Below are 20,444 nucleotides of genomic sequence, written 5' to 3'. Positions count from 1 at the left end.
ACGACCCTAAAGGAGGAAAATCATGAAATCGAAGCTCACCGTCACACTCGCCTGTTCGGTCGCCCTCTCCGCCGTCCTGTTCGGTGCCACTGGCTATTCCAAGCCGGCCCAGCAGCAAAACGCCGCTGCGGACACTGCCGCCAGATCGTACCTGATCGCCTTTACCGGCAGCTTGCCTGCGAATTATGGGGACACGATCGCCAAAGCGGGCGGTCAAGTCGTGCGCGCGATGCCAGAGCTAGGCGGATTGGAGGTTCGTTCCGCCGACCCGGGTTTCCTCACTAACCTGAAATCCGTCAAAGGCATTCAGGCCGCCAATCTTGAGCTGAGCCACAAGCTGACGGACGGCTTGAGCGAGCCTGCCGCAGCCGACGGACAGCCTGTCACCGACATCCCGCAGGACTCCCCCACCTTCTGGCCATATCAATGGGATATGCAGCGGCTTACGCACAACGGTGACTCCTACAAGCTGGAAACCGGCGGTACGACGCTGCCTGACGGCACTGTCAAGCATAAGGCGGTCGTCGGCGTCATCGATTCCGGCATCGATTCGAACCATCCCGACTTGAAGCGCAACTTCCTCGGCGGCATGAACTTCGTACCGGCTGGAGTCGACGACTCGGAGAAAGGCGATCCGGCCGACATCCGCGACCGCGAAGGGCACGGCACTCACGTCGCCGGGTCTATCGCCGCGAACGGACGGCTCAAAGGCGTCGGCCCCGATCTCGGCATCCGCTCGTACCGCGTTTTCCCCGAAGCCGGGTCGGCTCCGACATCCTGGATTACGGCAGCGATCGTTCAGGCGGCGAACGATAAAGTCGACGTCATCAACATGTCGATCGGCGGCTTCGACGCCATCTCCCGCTATACGTTCCAAGGAGAGGGCAGCTACAGCGATGTCGCGGATCTGCTCTTGTGGAAGCGCGCTGTCCGCTATGCGGTCGATCATAACGTAACGGTCGTCGCAGCCGCCGGCAACGAGACGCTCAACCTGAGCAATCCGACCGACATTACCGACTACATGAACGCCGCGTACGGCGATCTAGGCCTCACTTTCCGCGGTGCGTCAAAGGAAGTGCCCGGACAAACGCCAGGCGTCATCACGGTCTCTTCCTCGATCAAATGGTCAACCGATCAAATCGCCTTTTACTCGAACTACGGCGCGAGCGCGATCGACGTGGCGGCGCCTGGCGGCGACAACGGGCCGGTGTACGCGGCAACGGGCGATCTGAGCAAGCGCGACTTCCACTTCCGCTCGCTCAGCACGTACCCGACGTATTTGGCGCCGTACTTCACTTCCAACTTGACCGGCTATGCACTGATGCACGGCACCTCGATGGCTTCGCCGAAGGTCGCCGGAATCGCAGCTCTTGTCAAGGCGGCGCATCCCGACTTCAACCCATCGCAGGTGGCCGCCCGCATCCGCCAAACGTCGCTCGATTACGGCAAACCCGGGCAAGACGCACTGTTCGGCAGCGGCGAAGCAAACGCCTATACCGCATTGAAATAAAGGTCTTTTTTGCAAAAGGAAGCCGCGCCTCCGACCGAGGAGCGGCTTCCTTTTTCGTTGCCGGTGTTATCCGCTGCGCTGTGCGCTTTTTTGTGCATATCGTTACAACATGCTGCCAAGCTCCGCCCATTTCTCCGCCACCATCTGCCAATCGCGCCGAAACACTCCCCATAGCGTCGGTCGGCGCCGCACGGCAAGCGGATGGTACGATACGGCGGCGGCGAGCCCCAAGACTTCGTGCCACGAGCCGCGAAGCCGTTTCACCTCCGCCTCCGGGTCGGCGAAAAGCGTTTGCGCCGCAACGTTGCCGAGAGCGAGCACGAGCCGCGGCCTTTGCCGCAGCAGCTGCAGCTGGAAATGCGCAAAGCAAGCGCTGCGCGCCTCTTCTTTGTCGTATGCCCGGCGCGGCCGGCATTTCAGCACGTACGTGACGTACAGCTCCGCTTCGCCGAGCCCGGCTTCGGCCGCTGCCTCCTGAAGCGTCGCCCGCGTGCCGCAGACGAACGGCTCGCCTGCAGCGTCCTCGCGCGCGCCGGGGTTGTCGAGAACGACTAAGATCGACGCATGAGGATTGCCTTCCCCCCACACGACTCTCGTCCGCTGCTTCGCCAGCTCGCACTTCATGCACGCTTCCAGACCAGCCGGTGGCGGGTCTTCCTGCCATATTTTCGGCTGAAAGGTCATCGTTTGCTCGTTTCCTCCTCGGTACGCTTCTCGTCTTTCTTTCCAGCATGCGCTAAACTAGTATCGTGCCATACAGACGCTCCCGCAAATTCCCGGGTTGCTGCAACACCCGGCATCATGCCGGCGTCTAAAGAATGAGCTTGCGCCAGCGGACTGTGTACGATGGGCTTGTTGCCGCAGGCGGCACAAACGGCGATCCGTTTGCGAATAATGTAGGCATAGCACTTTCGTTGTTGGATACAGAAAGGGGTACTGGATTATGGAACAATGCTTCGGCGGCCGCTATGCGGTCCGCGCTTCCGTGCAGGCGATGCCCGGCGGGCAGCTGTTTGAAGCCGAGGACTTGTCGCTGCAGCGGCGCGTTCTCGTGTACGTGCCGGAAAGCAAGCTTGCCGATCCGGAAACGGCAAACGCCATGCTGCAGGCGGCCAGTTTCACCCACAACGACTTCATGCATCTGCTCGATGTCGGGATGAGTCTCGGCAAGCCTTATGCGGTGTTCAAATGGTCCGAAGGGCCGCCGCTCGCGCAGCAGCTGCGGAAACACCGGATGACGGCGGACGGCATGCTGGCCAGCTTGTACCAGCTCGGACTGGCGATGCAGGAGGCGGCCGAAGAGGGCGTGTACGGCTATTCCGTGCTCGCCGACAACTTGTGGCTCGGACACGGCGGGAGATTGTTGCCGATCCGGTATTGGGAAGCCGCGCCCGATTATGCCAAAGGCGCTGTCGGGCTGTGCAACTTGCTCGTTCAACTCAGCATGAAGGAAGAAACGTTGCCGGAATCGCCCGACATGGCCGAGCAGCGCATTCGCCTCGCTCTGCGTGAGCTTCCTGCCGCAACGCTGGAGGCGATCGTGTCGCTGGTCGTCCGTACATTTCGGGAAAAGCTGGCGCTTACGGCGTTTCTCGCCGAGCTGCGGCTGTGCATGGCGGCTTCTTCGTCCTCGGCAGCGGCCGGCGCCGGCAGCCGGCCATCCCGGCCCGCCGCCGCTTACGCTGCCTCCGGCGCCCCCGCCGCATACAGCGCCTCCGCCGCTTCCCGCCCTTCCTCTGCTGCTCTCGGCACTGCCTCTGCGGCTTCCGAGAGCCGCGCCGCATACAGCGCCTCTGCTGTTCCCGGCACTGCCGCTCCCGCGAGCCGCGCCGCTTACGAACAGCCGTCCCAAGAGGCAGATGTGGACGCTGCGGACGACGAAGAGACAGCCCCTGCCGGCCGCAGCCGCGTTTGGCGCAGGCTGGCTATCGTATCCGGCGCGGCGTGTTTGTTCGTCGTCGTATTTATCGGCGTGCTGACGTTCATTTTCCGGCTCGGCGGGCACGATAGCGCCGTTACCGAAACGCGTCCGAAGCAGCAACAGCCTGCCGCCGATGCGGGGACGACAAGCGCCCCCGCCAAGTCCGCGCCGTCGCAACCGGCGGCGGGTCCGGTTGCAGCCGATAAGGAAGCCGGAAGCAGTGCCGCCGCTTCCGGTCCAACGACGATTCCTAAGCTCGTCGGATTGTCGCGCGCCGATGCCGAGAAGGCAGCGCTTGCCGCCGGCCTTCACTACACGTTTTACTTGGAAAGTAACGATGCCGCGCAAGGAACGGTATTCAAGCAAGATCCGCAAAGCGGCGCCGCCGCCGTACGGGGCGACAGCGTCACGTTCTGGGTCAGCAAAGGCAAATAGAGAGAGGGTCGAAAAGACGGATGAGTCAAGCGGAAATGTTTGACATATGGGATCGCGAAGGCCGCCGCATCGGCACGGCATCGCGGCAAGAGGCGCACGAACGGGGATTGTGGCACCGCACGTTCCAATGCTGGATTTACGGCAAGGACGATGGCGGCGGGACTTGCTTGCTGTTCCAGCTGCGGCATGCCGGCAAAGACACGTTCCCCGGTCTGCTCGACATTTCGTGCGCCGGCCACCTGCTTGCCGGGGAAACTGCGGCGGACGGCGTCCGCGAGCTTGCCGAAGAGCTCGGCATCGAAGCCGCCTTTGCGGAGCTGACGCCGTGCGGCGTTTACGAGGCAGTGCAAGAGCTCGCGAACGGCTGGATCGACCGCGAGTTTTGCCATGTGTTTGTGTTGGAACGTTCTTTGCCCCTTGCCGCCTACCGGCTTCAGCCGGAGGAAGTGGCGGGCTTGTACCGGGTAAAGCTGGCGGACGTAGAGCGCATGCTGGACGGCGAGGACATTTCGGTTTCCGGCGTCGCCTTGCGGCCGGACGGCACGCTCGCCGACGATACCCGCAGCGTAAACGCCCGGCACTTCGTTCCGCACGACCGGGCGTACTACGGCATGGTGCTGAAAACGCTCGCCGGACTCGGTGTCGCGGACTAACCGCATTCCGGTTAATGCACGAACAGCCTCATCCCATAGATGACGAACGTAACCGTCACAATGCTGAAAATCGTCGACGAAAACACGGCCTGGGAAGCGAATTCGGGCTCGTTGTCGAACTCTACGGCGAGCAGTACGGAGCTGAGCGACGTCGGCACCGCGCAAGAAAGCACTAGCGCTTGCGCCAGCGGCCCGTGGAAGCCGAAAGCAAGCACGATGCCGAAGCCGAGCAGCGGTCCTACGAGCAGCCGCATCGTATTGGACAAGAGCACGTCCGAGAAGCGCAGCTTCCACTTCATGCTGCCGATCTGTACGCCGAGCGTCAGCAGCGCGGTAGCGCTAAATGCGTTCGCGATATAGCCGATTGGCGTATAAATCGCGGCCGGGATCGGCACATGGAAGCCGCGCAGCAAAAATGCGACCGGTATCACATAGATGACCGGCATCGTCAAAATCGTGCGCCATACGAGCCGGCGGTCTTTCTGCTCGCTGTTGACGCTGTAAATGCCGTATGTGTTCGGAATGAGGCTCTGCATCATCATAATGACGATTTGCACCGACAGCGTAAAGGCGTCGCCGACGAATACGAGCTGGTTGAGCGGGATCGCATAGTTTGCGCTATTATAAAAAATGATGCTGTTGCGCATCGCCGTGCGCATGCCGTTCTTCAAGCCGCGAACGCGGATGACCCCCTCGGTCATAACGAACAGCGACGTGAAGTAAACGGCGAAGAAAAGCAGCACTTGACCGAGAATGGCGAACGAGATCGTCGATTCGTACAACATTTTAAGCATGACGGCCGGAGAAAATAAGTAAAAGTTCAGCTTCGACAGCGTCCTGATGTCCAGCTTGAACAAGCGGTACAGCAGCGCTCCAAGGGCGATCATGATGGAAAGCGGAATGACGTTGTTAATGAGAATATGAGAGAAGTAGTTCATCGTCAGGTCCTTCTTGCGGTGAATTTTGCTGGAGACAGCCTCCCTATTATATCAGATGACATCGCATTGCGGAGCGCTGCCAGCGAATGTTTTTTTCTTTTGCCCGTTGTTCGTGGTATGATGAAAGCAAGTAAGGAGGAGCGCACAATGGCCCACGATGAAGCCGGCGGGCAGCCGGAAGCGAAGCAAGATCACGAGCTAGAGGGTGAGCCGGCTTCCAGAGCACCCGACGCATCGGAAATTATTTTCAATTGGTATCAGCTGATCCAGAACGTTCTGAAAGAGCAGTTCCCGGATTACGAAGTCGATGGCCAAGTCGGCCAGCACCAGCTGCACGGCCCGATGATGGCGTTCGTGCTGCAGAAGGAAGGCAATTCGTATGCGTGCGGCTTTTTCTTATCGGAGCTGGTGCGCCAGTTTCAGACGAATCCGAACGCGGTGCTGTGGCTGACGTCGTTTTACGTCGACCTCATCCGCAGTCCGGAAAGCAAGCCGCTGCCGAATCCGCCGCAATCCGAGGACGATGCGAAAGAACTGTTCGACAAGCACATCGTGCCGCACTGCGCGCAGACGGTGCGCGAAGAGTTCGAGCCGGAGCCGGTGTACGTCGATCTCGAGCTCCATCCGGAACACGGACCGGTGCTGGAAGCCGGGTTTCCGAGCATCTCCGATGGCAACAATACGTGCGCGATTCCGCTGCACTATTTGCTGACGCTGTACTTGATGAACCGCGATCCCGCCGACTCGCTCGTACAAGCGCTGTACCAGCTGAAGGAAATGCAAGAAGCGAACGCCTGACAGCGGCCAACGATAAGAAAAGCTGCTTTCGAAGCCTTTTCGATGATGAGCGACCTACAAGTTTTGCGTAGCAAAACTCGCTTCGTAAGCGAGGAAGCTTTTCATGCCGTAAAGAATGTTCTTCTGTTCGCTTTATCGTTTCACAGAACTTAAACATTCTTTAACGGTCAAAAAAGCAGCGCCGGCTACTCCCTTGCGGGAACGAGCTGGCGCTGCTTTTTTCGTCCTCTTTATTACCGTGCCGAGCTTACTCCATCCGCTGTGCCGATACTTGGTACCCGGCATCCACATACGTAACCGCCTTCGCATCGGTAACGACTTGCGCGTACGAGTCGCCCGGCTGCGGATAGTGCAGCTGATAGTAAACGATCGCCTTGCGGTCGTCCGTAAATTGAATGCGGTCGATCGTGATGCGGTAGCCGGGGTTCGGCTTCTCGCCCCAAACGAGCGTCACTTCGTTCACGCTCGAATTGACCGCTTTGATTTGCACATCGACTTTCTCGTTCTGCACCGGCGGCTGGCTCGGATCGCCCGAATGGTCGCGCAATTCCTTGTCTTTGACGAACAAGCGCGCATTGTAGATCATCACAGCCGCTTCCGCGCGGGTAATTCGGTCCGCCGGACGGAACCGGTTCTCTTTGTCCAGCTCGGCAATGTGCGCCTTAAGCAGCATTTGCACGGCGCTCGACGCCTCCTTGGACACTTCGTCCGAATCGGCGAAGACGATAAACTGCATCGTTTGCATAAACGTCCACTTGTACGTAATCGCCCGCGCCAAATACATGGCGAAATCTTGGCGGCTCATTGCGCTTTTCGGATCGATATTCCGCGGCAAATCCATGCCGTTATGCTGGGCGATAATAAATGCTTGCGCGTACCAGGCATCATCGGGCACCTTCGTGAAATAATCGCTGGCCTCGGGCTTCTTGATAAACTTGATGTTGTCGATATTCAAATCGAGGCCTTTCACGATCAGCTGGATGCCTTCGGCGTACGTCGTTTTCCGGTGCGGCTTAAACTCTTTCTCGCTGTCCCCGCTTACGATGCGATCGTTCTTCAAGCTTTCGATCTTGCTGCTGCCGGGAATGCCGCTCAAATCGTCGAAGGCGAATGCGCTTGTGCCGAAAAACAAAAGCATGCATAGCGACAAGACGGCAAGCATGGTCCATCTTCGTTTCATCATCTCACCTGCTTTTTCCATTTTGCTCCGGAGCTATTTTATTAACGGTTCGCGCCGAATAAATGTTGCAGCCCCTATCATTATGGTCTATCCACAGCAAAAAAACGAACCGGTCCCCGCAAACGGCGGGCGCCGGTTCGTTTCCTATTGAGCATTGGTGATGTTCTTAACGCTCGGCGGCGGTCAAATCGAGCCAATCGAGCTCGGCGCGGCTCAGCTTGATCTGCTCGCCTTCCTCGCAAGAACGAAGCTCCTCCGGGTTTTGCGCGCCGATGAGCGCCGCCGCCGGGAACGGCTGATTGAGCACGTAGGCGAGCGCAATCTGAATCGTCGTCACGCCCTTCTCGGCCGCGAGCCGTTCCGCCCGGCGGTACCGCTCCCAGTTGTCGTCGCTGTAAAACACCCGCACCAGATCGGCGTTGTCGCGCACGTCCGGCGTAAACCGCCCGGTGAAAAAGCCGCGCGCCTGCGACGACCAGGAAAGCAGCGGCATCCCGGTGCGCTCGTGCCAGCGGCACGTTTCCGCGTCGGCCGAGACGCAGCCCGCCCAGAACGGCTCGTTCGCTTTGGCCAGGCTGAGGTTCGGGCTGCTGAAGGAGAAGCCGACCAAGCCGTGCTTGGCCGCGTATTCGTTCGCCTCCTCCAGCCGCTGCCACGTCCAGTTGGACGCGCCGATCGCTCCGATGCGGCCAGCCTCGATGTGCTCGTTCAGCGCATCGATGATTGGGCCGACCGGCACGTCCGGATTGTCGCGGTGCAAGGCGTACAGCTCGATGAAGCCGGTCTGCAGCCGCTCCAGGCTCGTCCGCAAATCGCTGTCGATCGAAGCCTTGTCTACGCGCGGTCCGTTTCGGTCATGGTGCGCGCCTTTCGTCAAAATGACGATCTTGTCGCGGTTGCCGGTCTCGCTCAAATATTTGCCGAGCACTTCCTCGCTCTGGCCGCCGCTATAAATGTGCGCCGTATCGACCGTATTGCCGCCGATTGCGAGATAGGCGTCCAGATTGCGCGCTACCGTTTCGTAATTGTCGTGACGGAAATAATCCGACCCTTTGATCAGACGGGATACCGGTTTGCCCGCTCCCGCAATGTCGATGAACTGCATCTTCGCAGCCTCCCTTACAAAATAATCCGGCGGCGCGTGCGCGCCGATTCGAGACACGCATCAAGCGCTCTCATGCCCGCTATCGCATCAGCCGGCGATGCGACGGGCGCAGCGCCCGCAAGCGCGGCGCGCGCAAAATCGTCGGCCTGCAGCGCATATTGATTGACGGTCGACACTTCAACTTCGCGCCGCCCTGCCTTCGTCGTCACGAAGAAGTTGGCGCCGCCCGGCTCTTTCGGGTAAATGTAAGCCGACGGCACTTCGATAAAGCCGTCCGTTCCGAGCACTTCGAGCGTGTTGCGGAACGCCGCCCACATGCCGCAGTCGAACGTGAGGGCGATCGATCCCGGAAATTCGAGAAGACCCGAAGCCATCATATCGACGTTATCGTGCTCCGGCGAGAAATAGGCGTGCACCGTCGCCGCAATCGGCTCCGCGCCGATGAGCAGCCGCGCCGCACTGATCGGATAACAGCCTACGTCGTACAGCGAGCCACCGCCCCAATCCTGGCGATAGCGAACGTTTTGCTTGTTGGCCGCGCCGTTGAACGTGAACGCGCCGTGGACGCCGCGCAGCGCCCCGATTTCCCCGGAGTCGATCACTTCCTTGATCATCCGGTAGCGGGGATGGTGCCTGTACATGAACGCCTCGGCAAAATGAACCCCCGCCGCGCGGCACGCCTCCGCCATTTCCGCCGCCTCGTGCGCGTTCAGCGCCGCCGGCTTCTCGCACAGCACATGCTTCCCCGCCTGCGCCGCGCGAATCGTCCATTCCTTGTGCAAATGGTTCGGCAGCGGTATGTAAACGGCGTCAATTTCAGGATCCGCCAGCAGCTCTTCGTAGCTTCCATACGCGCGGGCGATGCCGAACTCGGCGGCCGTCTCCTTCGCTTTATCCAGATCGCGGCTGGCGATAGCGGCCAGCGTGCCCGACTGCGAATCGGCAACACCCGGAATGAAGGCGCGCTTGGCAATGCCGGCGCAGCCGAGTATGCCCCAACGCAGCTTTCGGCTCATGTCCATAACTTCTGTTCCTCCTCAAAATAATATGATATTGTGATTATATTCCTTCCTATGTCCCTTGAATATAAAAATTTATTGCATTGCATTACAACAATATTGTCATGGAGGGTTCATGATGCATCGGCAGGTCCATTTTCCGACGATTGTCGATCAGCCGTATTTTTGCTTTCCGTGGTCGGTCGGGCGGTACGCCGATTGGCCCGGTCACAGCGTTACGCGCGAAGCGGGGTCGCTAAACAACTTCAGCATTCACGTCGTCGCCGCCGGCCACGGCTATGTGGAGGCGGAAGGAAAGCGGTACGAGCTGCGGCGCGGAGACGCGTTTCTGTATTTTCCGATGAGCGCACAGCGCTACTATTCCGGCGAGGACGAGCCGTGGGACGTGCTGTGGGTTCATTTTTACGGCCGCGAGCCGCTAATGGCGCATTTGCTGGAGCGGCGCATGCACCGCTCGCTCGTATGGACGCTGCGCCAGCTCGCCGACTGGGAAGAAGCGCACGAGCTGCTCCTGGACGAATCGGAACGGTACAAAATGCTGCGGCCGACGCGGCTGTCGACGCTCACCTACGCCGTCGTCGCCGAATTCATGGCCCAGGCCGAGCCGCTCACGCCAAACTCCCCGGCCGGAGCCGACGCCTACGAGCGCATCGTCCGGCTGCTCCCGGTCATGCAGAGCAAGGCGTGCGAGCCGTTTTTGCTGGAGGAGTGGGCCGAAGCCGCCGGCGTCAGCACGTACTACTTTTGCAAGCTGTTCCGCAGGGCGGCGAACATGACGCCGCTCGAGTTCATGACGAGATGCCGGCTGCAGACGGCGAAGCAGCGCCTGCTCGAGCACAAAGAAGCCGCCGTCGGGGCGATTGCCCGCGACGCCGGCTATCCGAGCGTGAGCTATTTCAATAAAAGATTTCTGGAATACGAAGGGATGACCCCAACGCAATACCGCAAGCTGTTCGAGCGCGGCTCGTAAACGGGATGCTGTCCCGTAGAGCCGCCTATGTCAGCCGAGGCCGGACAGCGGCTTGTTCGGCAAGTAATGGCTCGTCTTGATGTGGCGAATCGTGCGCGTCTTGGCGCGCATGACGAGCGAGTGCGTCTCGGCGCGCTGCCCCGGCAGCATCAATACGCCGTCAAGGAAATCGCCTGGGGTAATGCCGGTCGCCGCGAAAATGACGTCGCCGTCGCCGACCATCTGATCCATCGTCAGCACTTTCGTCGGATCTTCCAGCCCCATCGCCCGGCACCGCTCCTCTTCTTCCGCCGTCATCGGCATGAGGCGGCCCTGCAGCTCGCCGTCAAGGCACGACAGCGCTGCGGCGGCCAGCACGCCTTCCGGCGCACCGCCGGAGCCGATATACAAGTCGACGCCGGTCTGGGCGAACGCAGGCGCGATCGCCCCCGCCACATCGCCGTCGCTCAACAGCTTGATGCGGCAGCCGACGGAGCGCAGCGTCTCGATGTGCTTTTTATGGCGCTCCCGCTCCAAAATCGTTACCGTCAAATCGGAAATCGGCTTGTTTAAAATTTGCGCCGTCTTCATCAGCGTAACGTCCAGCGGGTCGGCGAGGCGCAGCCGCCCTTTCAGCAGCGGGCCGCAGGCCAGCTTTTCCATGTACATGTCCGGCGCATGCAGCAAATGCCCTTTCGGCGCTATCGCCACGACAGCCATCGCGTTGTTCAGCCCTTTGGCCACCAGCTCGGTGCCTTCCAACGGGTCTACGGCGATGTCGACCTCCGGGCCTTCCTGATTGCCGACCTTCTCCCCGATATACAGCATCGGCGCTTCATCCATTTCGCCTTCGCCGATCACGACGGTGCCTTTGACCGATACCGAATCGAACATCGCCCGCATCGCCGCTGTCGCCGCTCCGTCCGCTTCATGCTTGAGGCCCCTTCCCATCCAGCGTGCCGACGCTAGCGCCGCCAGCTCCGTCACGCGCACGACTTCGAGTGCCAGCTCTCTCTCCATTCATAACTCCCCCTTGGCGATAGTTGCAAATGATGCAAGCTGCTAACGATTGTAGCATAACGGATGAAGATGTAGGAAAGCAACGGCGTATTAGCGCCCTTTGATCGCTTGCTGCAATTGGGCCTGGTCGGTGATGCCCAAATTGATCAGCGCCTGGCCGATATGAAAATTGATCGTCGCCAGCATCTGCATCCGCGAATTCGGGATCAGCGACGTTTTGAATTCCTGGAACAGCTTCGGCCGGTACGTTTTCAGCACGGTCATAAATTCGACAGTCGGCGGAACGTACGTGCGCACCTCGGACAGCAGCTCGAAAAACTTGCGCACTTCCAAAATGTCGTCCTTCGAGTGATTCAAATTGCGCAGCACGGCAAAAAATTTAGCGATAAGCGCATGTCTATCTATTTCCATGACCGAGGTCCTCCGCACACCGCAAGCTTTATGTATCATTTTACTATATCAAATAGGGCAATGGTATGACCGTTCACTGGAAAATGGATCCGAAGTTCGCTATGTTAGTAGTAAATCTGCACGATAAAGGAGACGATTCCGTGCCATTTGACAGTTTATCCGTTATTATTTCCGGCGCAAGCGCGGCATCGGGCGCCAGCTAGCCGCCGCTTACTGCCGCGCCGGAGCGCGCGTTACGCTCGGCGACATCGATGCGAAGCACGGCGAAGCCGCCGCCGCGGCGATGCGCGCCGAAGGCGGAACGGCCCAATTCGTGGCGGCCGACATGCGCCGTCCGGGCGATATAGCCGGGCTCGTCGAACGCGCCGCGAACGTTTACGGAGCCGTCGACATCGTGATCAACAATGCCGGCATCGGGCGCTGGAAATCCCCCTATGAGCTGACGCTCGAGGAATGGGACGACGTGCTAAACACGAACTTGCGCGGCACGTTCCTTTGCGCCCGCGAGGCGGCGGCGCGCATGAGGCAAAGCGGCCGCGGCGGCTCGATCGTCAACATCGCCTCGACCCGCGCCTTCATGTCCGAGCCGAATTCGGAAGCGTACGCCGCCTCCAAGGGAGGCATCGTCGCGCTCACCCACGCGCTCGCCGTCTCGCTCGGCCCGGACCGCATTCGCGTCAACTGTATCTCCCCAGGCTGGATCGAGACGGGCGATTACGATGCGCTGCGCGAGGCCGATCATGCCCAGCATCCGGCCGGGCGCGTCGGCATGCCGCAGGACATCGTCAAGGCATGCTTTTACTTGACCGATCCGGACAACAGCTTCGTCACCGGCGCGAACATTACGGTCGACGGCGGCATGACCCGCAAAATGATGTACCTGGAGTAATCGCCTTTCAGCGGAACTCGAAGCCTTGCGCCAGCAAGTAGTCGTGCAAATGCCGGCGAAGATTGGCGCCGCTAAGCCGGTTGGCCATCTCTTTCGACCAGACGGTGTCTCGACCGCCGCCGGCGCGCCGCGCATAGTAGCTTCTCATCGTCTCGTCGTATTCCCGCACGGCCGCTTCCAGCGCATCGTCATCGCTGTAGCGGCCGCTATGGTATACGGCGCTTTGCGGCAACCGCGGCCGTGGATCCGGCTGCTGGTCGGGCACGCCGACGCACATGCCGAACACCGGGTAGACGAGCTGCGGCAAGCCGAGCAGCTCCGTTACTTCGGCGGGGCGGTTGCGTATGCCGCCGATATAGACGATGCCGTAGCCGAGCGACTCCGCGGCAACGGCGGCGTTCTGCGCGGCGAGCGCGGCGTCGACGGTGGCAAGCAGAAACGTCTCTACGTTCGGCTCGAGCGCAAACGCCGGATTCGCGATGCGCCCGGCGAGCTGCAGCCGGTGCAAATCCGCACACCAAACGAGAAAGAGCGGGCACTGCTCGACGTGGCGCTGCCCTCCGGTCAGCTCGGCGAGCCGGCGCTTCGCCCCGGCGTCCGTTACCCCGACGACGCTGTATGCCTGGATGTTCGACGAGGTCGAGGCCGCCTGCGCCGCACCGATGATGCGTTCCACCGTCTCCGCCGGCACCGGATCGGGCCGGAAGCGGCGGATCGAACGGTGAGCGAGCAGCAGCCGCAACGTTTCGTTCATATCCGTTTCGTTCATAGGTTATGTCTCCCTTGCCCGGACAAGCTTACGCCGTAATCTCGATCGCCCAATTGCCTTGCCGGAAAATCGGCTCCGTCGTACCGTCCGCAAGCTCCCCGTCGATGTCGAGCCGGGCGGAACCGATAATGAAATCGACATGGTTCAGGCTGACGTTACCGCCGCGCGCCAGCAGCTGATCTTTGGACATGGCGGCGCCGCCCTCGAGGTTGACCGGGTAGGCGCTGCCGAGCGCGAAGTGGCACGAAGCATTTTCGTCGATGCCGGTGTTGTAAAAAATGCGGCCGAGATTCGAGATCGGCGAATCGTGCGGCACGAGCGCGATCTCGCCGAGGCGTCGCATCCCCGCGTCGATGTCCAGCAGCTCTGTCAAGTACTGCAGCCCGACTTCGGCCGTATGGCCGACGACTTCGCCGTCCCGGAACGTGAGCGTAAACTTGTCGACGATGCGGCCGTTCAGGTTAAGCGGCAGCGTGCTCGTTACCGTGCCGTTCACGCCGAGCCGGTGCGGCATCGTGAACACTTCCTCCGTCGGCATGTTCGGCACGAAATAAACGCCGGACTGGTTGTAATCGCCGCCGCCGAGCCAAATGTGGCCTTCTGCCAGCTCGACGCGCAAATCGGTGCCGGGCGCTTGTAGTGCAGCCTCTTGTAGCGCTTCTCATTGAGTATATTTTGCAGCCGCGTCAGCCGGTCGATATGTGTTTGCCAGGCGGCGACCGGATCGTCCTCGTATATGCGGTTCATGCGGAAAATCGCGTCCCACATCGCCGCAATGCGGTCCGCCGCGGGCAGTTCAGGCATTACCTTCGCCGCCCAGGCTGCGGTCGGCGCTTTGATCAGGCACCAGCTGAACTTGTTCGTGCGGACGTAGGACGAATACGTTTGCCGCGCGGTCAGCATCGCCTTCGTCGCCGACGATACTTTCCGCGACTCGATGCCGCGGTACAGCTCCGGATCCGGCACTTTGATGTGCAAGAGCGCTCCCCCGCTCTCCGCGAGCATTTCCATCGTGCGCGCCTGCCAGGCGGGATAGTACGAGAACGACTCGTCCGGCGCCGATTCGTAGCGAATGCGGGTGACGGCTTCGTCGTCCCACATCACCTGCACGTATTTGGCCCCCGCCTCGTACGCCTTGCGGACGATGCGGCGCGTAAACGGGGCGTTCTCGAGCGGCGACTCGATCAGCAGCACTTGGCCGGGCTGCAAGTTGGTGCCGACCTTAACGACGAGCTCCGCATATTTATCCAAGTTTTGTTCGAACGTATCGTCGAAGTTGACGGGTAAAGTCATCTTCCTTAGCTCCTTTAACAGCACATAATGGATAAGACGGAATGCCACTCCTTATTATTCCTCATGAGGCTGGAGAACGCAAATAGGCGCAAAACGAAGCGGCTTCCATGTTCGGGAGCCGCTTCGTTTTGGATCCGTACAGGTTTTTCATTTGCGGTACACGACCGGGTTCAGCTCCGTGGCGGCGAGGTCGCCCGGCTTGAGGCCCGGGAAGAAAGCGCGCATATCGTTCTGGCGCGCCTTGCTGTCCGGCTCGGCCACCGTTAAACCGTCGGCGTAGTATATGATCGTCATCACTTCCCGCATCGCGTCCGTCGGGTTGCCCTGCGCCGCGTGCAGCGTCCAGCCGGAATGGAACGTCGCGTCGCCGGCCGCCATCGCGCCGTAATTCACTTTGCGGAAGCCTTTGCCGTCGATGTACTGCTGCAGCGTCCGGTGCGATTCGTCGGAAATTTCCACCCGGTCGATAAGTCCTTTGCGTTGCGACTCGGAAGCGAACGTCATCGAGCCGACCTCCTCCGGAATCGGAACGAGCGGCATCCACATCGTTATCGTCTTGTCGGTGTCGAGCGGCCAATAAATTTGATCTTGATGCCACGGGGTATGGCCCCCGCCCGGCTCCTTGAACAAAGCCTGGTCATGATAGACGCGGACGGCGTCCACGCCCATAAGCTCGGCGGCGATTTTGCCGAAGCGCCGCGCCAGCACGAACCGTTTGGCTGCTTCGCTTTTGCGCCACAAATTGATAATCTGGATAAAAGCTTTGCCGTACGTATCCCGTTCGTGCATCGGCTTCGTCTGGTAATTGAGCTCCATGACGAGATCGCGGATGACGGGCCGGTATGCCTCCAGTTCGGCGCCGTTCACGACGCCTCGCAGCAATATGTGTCCGTCGCGCCGGTACGCTTCCGTCTGCTCGTTCGTCAGCTCGTAGCTATCGTCCAGCGGCGGCAGCCCGGCAAGCTTATTGTCGATGGCCATAATCGGTTGGTCTCCTTTGTGTTTTTGCACTCAGTATACCCGATCGATCGCCCATTTTCTTTGTGGGAAAGCGCTGACGTTTTTGTCAAAACCGACTTTTCTTCCGTTCTAAAGGTTGTTATGATGGAAGCGGAAACCGGTGCCGAGGAGGTTTTTAGCTGCTATGCCGCTTACGTTGACGGAGCTGACGGCGCTTCAGCCGATAGTGCCCTATATCCGGGAAAGCGATTATGCCGTACGCAAGCCTTGGAGCATGGGAGAACGGCGGTTGCTCGATTATTTGCTCATTTACGTTCAGGAGGGGCTGCTGCGCGTGACGGCCGACGGCACTTTGTACGAACTGCGGGACGGCGACTTTTGCCTGCTGCAGCCGAACACCTTGCATGCGCTGGAAGGCGTGACACCCACTATTACGCCATTCGCGCACCTGGACTTTTTTTACAATCCGCTGCGGGCGGACAGCTTCCCGACGAAGGCCGGCCAAACCGACCTGAGCGCTTACTCCCATTTGTTGCAGCCGCGACTGAACGATTTGCAGGGCATCGAAGTGCCTGTCAAGTTCAAGCCCGGCGAGCCGACGGCGTTCCGCGACAAGCTGCTCGGCCTGGTGCAATGCTGGCAAACGCAGGACGAGCCGCTGCAGCAGCTGAGGGCGCAAAGCCTCGCGCTGGAGCTCTTCATTGCGCTGCTTGCGGCGTACGCACCGCAGGTCAAAGACCGCTCCGCCCCGCCGCATACGCTCAACTGGGTGACGTCGTACGTGTCGTTTCGCCTCTCCGAACCGATCAGCGTCGCCGAGATGGCGCGACGCGCCAACTTGTCGCCGTCTCGCTTCAACGTCGTGTTCCGCGAACGGTTTGGCGCCTCGCCCCATCAATATTTGCTCGAGCTTAGGCTGAAGCACGCCGAAGAGCTGCTGCGCGCCGGCGCTTTGCCGCTCGCCGAGGTCGCGGCGTATTGCGGCTTCGCCGACATTCACCATTTCGCCAAGTCGTTCAAGCGCCGGTTCGGCGACGCCCCGGCCGCGTACCGAAAAAGAGCTGCGCAAGCCGAAGCGGCAGAGCGTGAAGACAGCGAAGCGGCGCAGCGCGAAAGCGGCGATGAACAGAGCTAAGGCGCGGATGGAGAGCGGCGGCATCAATCCGCGCCGGCCGGCAATCCTGTTGTTATCATGCATTCGAATTTCGATATTCCTGCGGCGTCATGCCGAAATACTTTTTGAACAGCTTGATGAAATAATGCGGGTTTTGATAGCCGACTTCTATGGCGATTTCGTATATTTTTTTCGTGCTCGATTTGAGCAGCTGCTGCGATTTTTGCATTTTTAAATTGGTGATGTAGTTGCTTATATTTTCCCCGGTTTCGAGTTTGTACAGGCGCGACACGTACGCCGGGTGCATTTGCAAATGGTCGGAAACGGATTGCAACGAAAGTTCGCTCGACAAATGCGATATGATGTACTTCTGCACCTCTTTCACCGTAAACATTCGGGCACTGCTCGTCTCCATCAAGTTCGTGTGCCGGATTTTCCCGAAAACGCTCCATACCCAGTCGCTTAAATGCTTGACCGTCTTGCTCGGCTGCAGCTCTTTGCCGCGCGTATAATCGGAATCGATCATTTCCGACAATTTTTGACCCTTCTTATGAGCCGTATAGGAAAATGCCGCAAATATCGTAAAAAATGCTTCCGTAATGTGCTCGGCGGATTCCGCCCAGTGCTGCTCCAGCTCGTTCAAAATGGCTTCCAGCTTTTCCCGGGCGGCATCCCAGTGCCCCGCCTCGAATAAATGGACGAGCAGCGGGGGCTCGTACAGCCGGGTCAACGTGCTGATGTCGATGAATTCGTCCCGGTCCGCAATATAAACGGGGAGATCTTTTTCGTTGCCGAACCTTTTGCTGAAAAGCAGCAGCAAATTGTTGTACAGCTTCGTGACATCGTGCGGAAAGACGCCCCAATGGCCGAGCAGCAGCGAATATGTTGATTTTCAAAAAATGCCGGTATGTTCAATTGGAGCTGATTGGAAAGCCGGTTCAGGTGAAATTGAATGCTTGCCGTAGACGGCTCGTCCCCCGGCTCCGCTTGCTTCGGGATCAAGACGGCAACCAAGTATTCATGCACGTCTTTGCAAGTCCACACATGAAAATATTCCTCGAACGTCTCGACCGCCAAATTGCCGATTGCGAATTCCATCAAAGACATGTCGAACGGGTCGTAATCCGAAACTTGATCGATATACCGGATCAGCATCATGACCACAGTACTGCCGGGTGCGACCGGCACTTCGAGCAGCCTCAGCTTCTCGGCCAGCTTTTCCTCCGACAGCCGTTTGCCTTGCAGCAAATCGTGCAGCAGCTCGCTCCGCAGTCTCGGCATATGATCCCGCATTGCGCTCAGCGCGCGCTGGTATGTATGATGGTTTTCCCTCTCCGCGCGAATCGTGTCCGCTACGGCGGAAACCCTTTGGATGAGCTCCTCGTCGCTAATCGGCTTCAGCAAATAATCGCAAATATTATGTTTGATCGCCGTCTGCGCATATTCAAAATCGGCGTGAGCCGTCAGCAGCAAGCACTTCGTATGCTTCCAGTGCAAATAAATGCTGCGCGACAGTTCCAGTCCGTCCATTCCCGGCATCCGAACATCGGTAATGACGATATCGATCGACCACATGTTCAAAATATTCATCGCTTCCGTAGCGGAATAAGCCCGGTGTATCGTATCGATGCCCATTTCGTTCCACGGTATGGTGGCGGCAAGCGTATCGACTACGCTCATTTCATCATCGACAAGCAGCAGCTGCAGCATCGTTTCAATCTCCTTTATCCCGTCGTTTGTCCGGCGTTTGCGTTTCCCAATAAATTTTCACTCGGAGTCCGCCGAGAGGCGAATGGGCAAACTCAAGCCGGAATTTTGAGCGAATTGGTACGACAGCCGCTGATGCACGTTCCACAGGCCGCAGCCTTCTTCCTGGTCGAGAGGCCTCGACACCTTATGCTGCAGCGCCGTGATCTGTGCGTCGGACAGGCCCACGCCGTTGTCGTCGATTACGATTTGGTAACCTTGGGCCAGCTGCTCCCCTTTGATCTGTATAATTCCATATCGTTCGCTTTTTTCGATGCCGTGAACGATCGTATTCTCCACTATCGGCTGTATCATCAATCTTGGGACTTCCAGCTTCATCATTTGCTCCGGAATGTCGATTCCGTATTCAAACCGCTCGATGCGCAAATTTTGGATCAGCAAGTAGTTTTCGACAAGATGGATTTCCTCTTGCAAGCTCGTTAACGTATGCTCCAGCTTAGTAATGTAGCGGAAATACTCCGCCAAGCTTAAGATCATTTTGGTGGCGGCCTGTTTGTCGTCGATGGCGATCATATTTTTTATGAAAAACAAGCAATTGGACAAAAAATGCGGATTGATTTGCGATTGGAGATGCTTTAATTTGGCTTCGCGAAACCTGTCGTTTTCCATATAAACCCGCTCCAGCAAATGCTGAATTTCCTCCGCCATCTCGTTAAACTTCGTAAACAGAAACTCGAATTCGTTGTTCGGCTTATAATCGAGCCGATGCGAATACTTCCCGGTTTGAATTTTTTGCACGCCCCGCAGCAGCTGCTGAATCGGAATTTGCACTTGCCTGTATAAGGCGACCGCCGCCGCAAGACTGATGGACAGCATGAGAACGATCGACACATAAAACAAATTCCGGCTTTGGTTGATCGGAGCCATGACCTGCTTCAGAGGCAAATAGTCGATGACGTACCAGTCCAGGCTTTTGGACAGCGCGTAGTTCACCATATACGTTTCATGCCCGATCTGAACGATGCGATGCCCCGTATCGTCCAGCGTTTCCCGGTCCAGCAGCGCCACGATTTCACCGGTAACGCCGGAGCTTTCCGCGTTGTCCTGAATCGGCTCGAGACCGCGTTTATACAAAAACGGGGAAGCGTTGCCGCCGTGCTTGTAATCGTTTAGCATCCGAATCAGGTTGCTGTCCGAGAACCGGACCTCGACAACGGCTTCGGCCTCCAGAAGGTTGGCGTTCACCAGCAGCGGCTTCCATACCTTTTTGGCAAAATAAGAGTCCCCCTTCTTCTGAGGAATATATTCCCATTGCGACGTATTGTGCCTGAGCAAGTAATTGTCGTCGTAGATGCCGTAATAATCGCTCGAGATCGCCTGCTTGATTTTCGGCATGAAAATGGTCAGACGGTTGTTCCAGCTGCTCGAGGCGCTTAACAGCACCAGCTTTTGAACGACTGCCTCCTGCACTTTGAGCTGATTGAACGGATCGGCTGCGCTATGAGGATCTCCAAGCTCGTTGATGCTGGGGTCCTTGCTTACGATAATGGACATGGTCGACAGCTGATCCACAATGTTATCGATTTGAGACGTCAAAAAAAGCAGCCGTTTCAAATTTTTCTCCTGCAGCTCCTGCTCGACGACATTGACGGACACCTGGTTCGTATAGCTGTAGATCACGACAAGCGGCAAGAGCAAAAACAAGATCAGTAGAACGATTTTTCTGAATGTGGTCCCCCGGCGAAGCATCCCATCGCTCCTTCTCAAGCTGTC

General features: G+C 58.7%; 19 protein-coding genes and 1 pseudogene. 7 read left to right on the top strand and 13 right to left on the bottom strand.

The genetic code is table 11. The annotated features are described in order from the left end of the window. Window positions 1-22: 22 nt before the first annotated feature. On the top strand, window positions 23-1,510 hold the full coding sequence (locus SD70_RS06340; protein WP_041046784.1) for a S8 family peptidase: 1,488 nt from the start codon (window positions 23-25) through the stop codon (window positions 1,508-1,510). 102 nt (window positions 1,511-1,612) lie between these two features. Here SD70_RS06340 and SD70_RS06335 read toward each other — a convergent pair whose 3' ends face one another. Beyond that, on the bottom strand, window positions 1,613-2,194 hold the full coding sequence (locus SD70_RS06335) for a uracil-DNA glycosylase (protein WP_052487113.1): 582 nt from the start codon (window positions 2,192-2,194) through the stop codon (window positions 1,613-1,615). 259 nt (window positions 2,195-2,453) lie between these two features. Between SD70_RS06335 and SD70_RS06330 the strand changes: the two genes are divergently transcribed. Further along, complete coding sequence (locus SD70_RS06330) at window positions 2,454-3,866, top strand: PASTA domain-containing protein (protein ID WP_041046783.1); 1,413 nt, start codon at window positions 2,454-2,456, stop codon at window positions 3,864-3,866. A 35-nt stretch (window positions 3,867-3,901) separates the two neighbouring features. After that, entirely contained in the window at window positions 3,902-4,519 is a 618-nt protein-coding gene (locus SD70_RS06325) for an NUDIX hydrolase (protein WP_231571068.1), read from the top strand. Window positions 4,520-4,530: 11 nt separating this feature from the next. Here the strand turns inward: SD70_RS06325 and SD70_RS06320 are convergent, their stop codons facing one another. After that, complete coding sequence (locus SD70_RS06320) at window positions 4,531-5,457, bottom strand: AEC family transporter (protein WP_041046781.1); 927 nt, start codon at window positions 5,455-5,457, stop codon at window positions 4,531-4,533. Window positions 5,458-5,604: 147 nt separating this feature from the next. Here SD70_RS06320 and SD70_RS06315 point away from each other — a divergent pair, with 147 nt between their 5' ends. Continuing rightward, window positions 5,605-6,255, top strand: a complete 651-nt coding sequence (locus SD70_RS06315) for a hypothetical protein (RefSeq protein ID WP_041046780.1) — start codon at window positions 5,605-5,607, stop codon at window positions 6,253-6,255. Between the two features lie 247 nt (window positions 6,256-6,502). Here the strand turns inward: SD70_RS06315 and SD70_RS06310 are convergent, their stop codons facing one another. The 3 genes from SD70_RS06310 to SD70_RS06300 all read right to left on the bottom strand — a co-directional run bounded on the left by SD70_RS06310 (window position 6,503) and on the right by SD70_RS06300 (window position 9,556). Continuing rightward, a complete protein-coding gene (locus SD70_RS06310) occupies window positions 6,503-7,435 on the bottom strand; it encodes an S-layer homology domain-containing protein (RefSeq protein ID WP_052487112.1) in 933 nt (310 codons plus the stop codon). Between the two features lie 166 nt (window positions 7,436-7,601). Continuing rightward, entirely contained in the window at window positions 7,602-8,540 is a 939-nt protein-coding gene (locus SD70_RS06305; RefSeq protein ID WP_041046778.1) for an aldo/keto reductase, read from the bottom strand. Window positions 8,541-8,554: 14 nt separating this feature from the next. After that, on the bottom strand, window positions 8,555-9,556 hold the full coding sequence (locus SD70_RS06300) for a Gfo/Idh/MocA family protein (RefSeq protein ID WP_041046869.1): 1,002 nt from the start codon (window positions 9,554-9,556) through the stop codon (window positions 8,555-8,557). A 121-nt stretch (window positions 9,557-9,677) separates the two neighbouring features. On the opposite strand from SD70_RS06300, the gene SD70_RS06295 reads away from it, so the two are divergent. Further along, window positions 9,678-10,529, top strand: a complete 852-nt coding sequence (locus SD70_RS06295; protein WP_041046777.1) for an AraC family transcriptional regulator — start codon at window positions 9,678-9,680, stop codon at window positions 10,527-10,529. A gap of 30 nt (window positions 10,530-10,559) precedes the next feature. Here the strand turns inward: SD70_RS06295 and glpX are convergent, their stop codons facing one another. Together glpX and SD70_RS06285 are read right to left on the bottom strand one after the other, a co-directional pair. Next, complete coding sequence (gene glpX / locus SD70_RS06290) at window positions 10,560-11,528, bottom strand: class II fructose-bisphosphatase (protein WP_041046776.1); 969 nt, start codon at window positions 11,526-11,528, stop codon at window positions 10,560-10,562. 90 nt (window positions 11,529-11,618) lie between these two features. Next, a complete protein-coding gene (locus SD70_RS06285; protein WP_041046775.1) occupies window positions 11,619-11,939 on the bottom strand; it encodes a hypothetical protein in 321 nt (106 codons plus the stop codon). 157 nt (window positions 11,940-12,096) lie between these two features. Between SD70_RS06285 and SD70_RS06280 the strand changes: the two genes are divergently transcribed. Further along, the gene (locus SD70_RS06280) at window positions 12,097-12,828 is read left to right on the top strand and encodes an SDR family NAD(P)-dependent oxidoreductase (protein ID WP_041046774.1); all 732 of its coding nucleotides are present in this window, start codon (window positions 12,097-12,099) and stop codon (window positions 12,826-12,828) included. 7 nt (window positions 12,829-12,835) lie between these two features. Here the strand turns inward: SD70_RS06280 and nfsA are convergent, their stop codons facing one another. The 3 genes and pseudogenes from nfsA to SD70_RS06265 all read right to left on the bottom strand — a co-directional run bounded on the left by nfsA (window position 12,836) and on the right by SD70_RS06265 (window position 15,871). Beyond that, window positions 12,836-13,582 carry an oxygen-insensitive NADPH nitroreductase gene (nfsA, locus tag SD70_RS06275; RefSeq protein ID WP_041046868.1) on the bottom strand — a complete coding sequence of 249 codons (747 nt, stop codon included), beginning with the start codon at window positions 13,580-13,582 and terminating at the stop codon, window positions 12,836-12,838. Window positions 13,583-13,625: 43 nt separating this feature from the next. Further along, window positions 13,626-14,890 (bottom strand): annotated as a pseudogene (locus tag SD70_RS06270) (aminopeptidase). A gap of 147 nt (window positions 14,891-15,037) precedes the next feature. After that, entirely contained in the window at window positions 15,038-15,871 is an 834-nt protein-coding gene (locus SD70_RS06265) for a phytanoyl-CoA dioxygenase family protein (protein ID WP_052487111.1), read from the bottom strand. A gap of 163 nt (window positions 15,872-16,034) precedes the next feature. Between SD70_RS06265 and SD70_RS06260 the strand changes: the two genes are divergently transcribed. Beyond that, window positions 16,035-16,985 (top strand): AraC family transcriptional regulator, encoded by a 951-nt coding sequence (locus SD70_RS06260; RefSeq protein WP_082053173.1) that lies wholly within the window; start codon window positions 16,035-16,037, stop codon window positions 16,983-16,985. Between the two features lie 55 nt (window positions 16,986-17,040). Here SD70_RS06260 and SD70_RS32905 read toward each other — a convergent pair whose 3' ends face one another. From SD70_RS32905 to SD70_RS06250, 3 genes are read right to left on the bottom strand one after another with little or no spacing between them, the layout of a single operon-like run. Beyond that, complete coding sequence (locus SD70_RS32905) at window positions 17,041-17,784, bottom strand: helix-turn-helix transcriptional regulator (protein WP_052487110.1); 744 nt, start codon at window positions 17,782-17,784, stop codon at window positions 17,041-17,043. Beyond that, entirely contained in the window at window positions 17,691-18,674 is a 984-nt protein-coding gene (locus SD70_RS32900) for a response regulator (protein ID WP_052487109.1), read from the bottom strand. The genes SD70_RS32905 and SD70_RS32900 overlap by 94 nt, the downstream gene beginning before the upstream one ends. A gap of 57 nt (window positions 18,675-18,731) precedes the next feature. Next, window positions 18,732-20,420 carry a sensor histidine kinase gene (locus tag SD70_RS06250; RefSeq protein ID WP_052487108.1) on the bottom strand — a complete coding sequence of 563 codons (1,689 nt, stop codon included), beginning with the start codon at window positions 20,418-20,420 and terminating at the stop codon, window positions 18,732-18,734. Between the last annotated feature and the right edge of the window lie 24 nt (window positions 20,421-20,444).

The organism is Gordoniibacillus kamchatkensis, from assembly GCF_000829455.1.
Lineage (GTDB): Bacteria > Bacillota > Bacilli > Paenibacillales > NBRC-103111 > Gordoniibacillus > Gordoniibacillus kamchatkensis.
The sequence above is the reverse complement of the archived record's forward strand: the minus strand, read 5'-3'. Positions and strand labels throughout refer to the sequence as shown.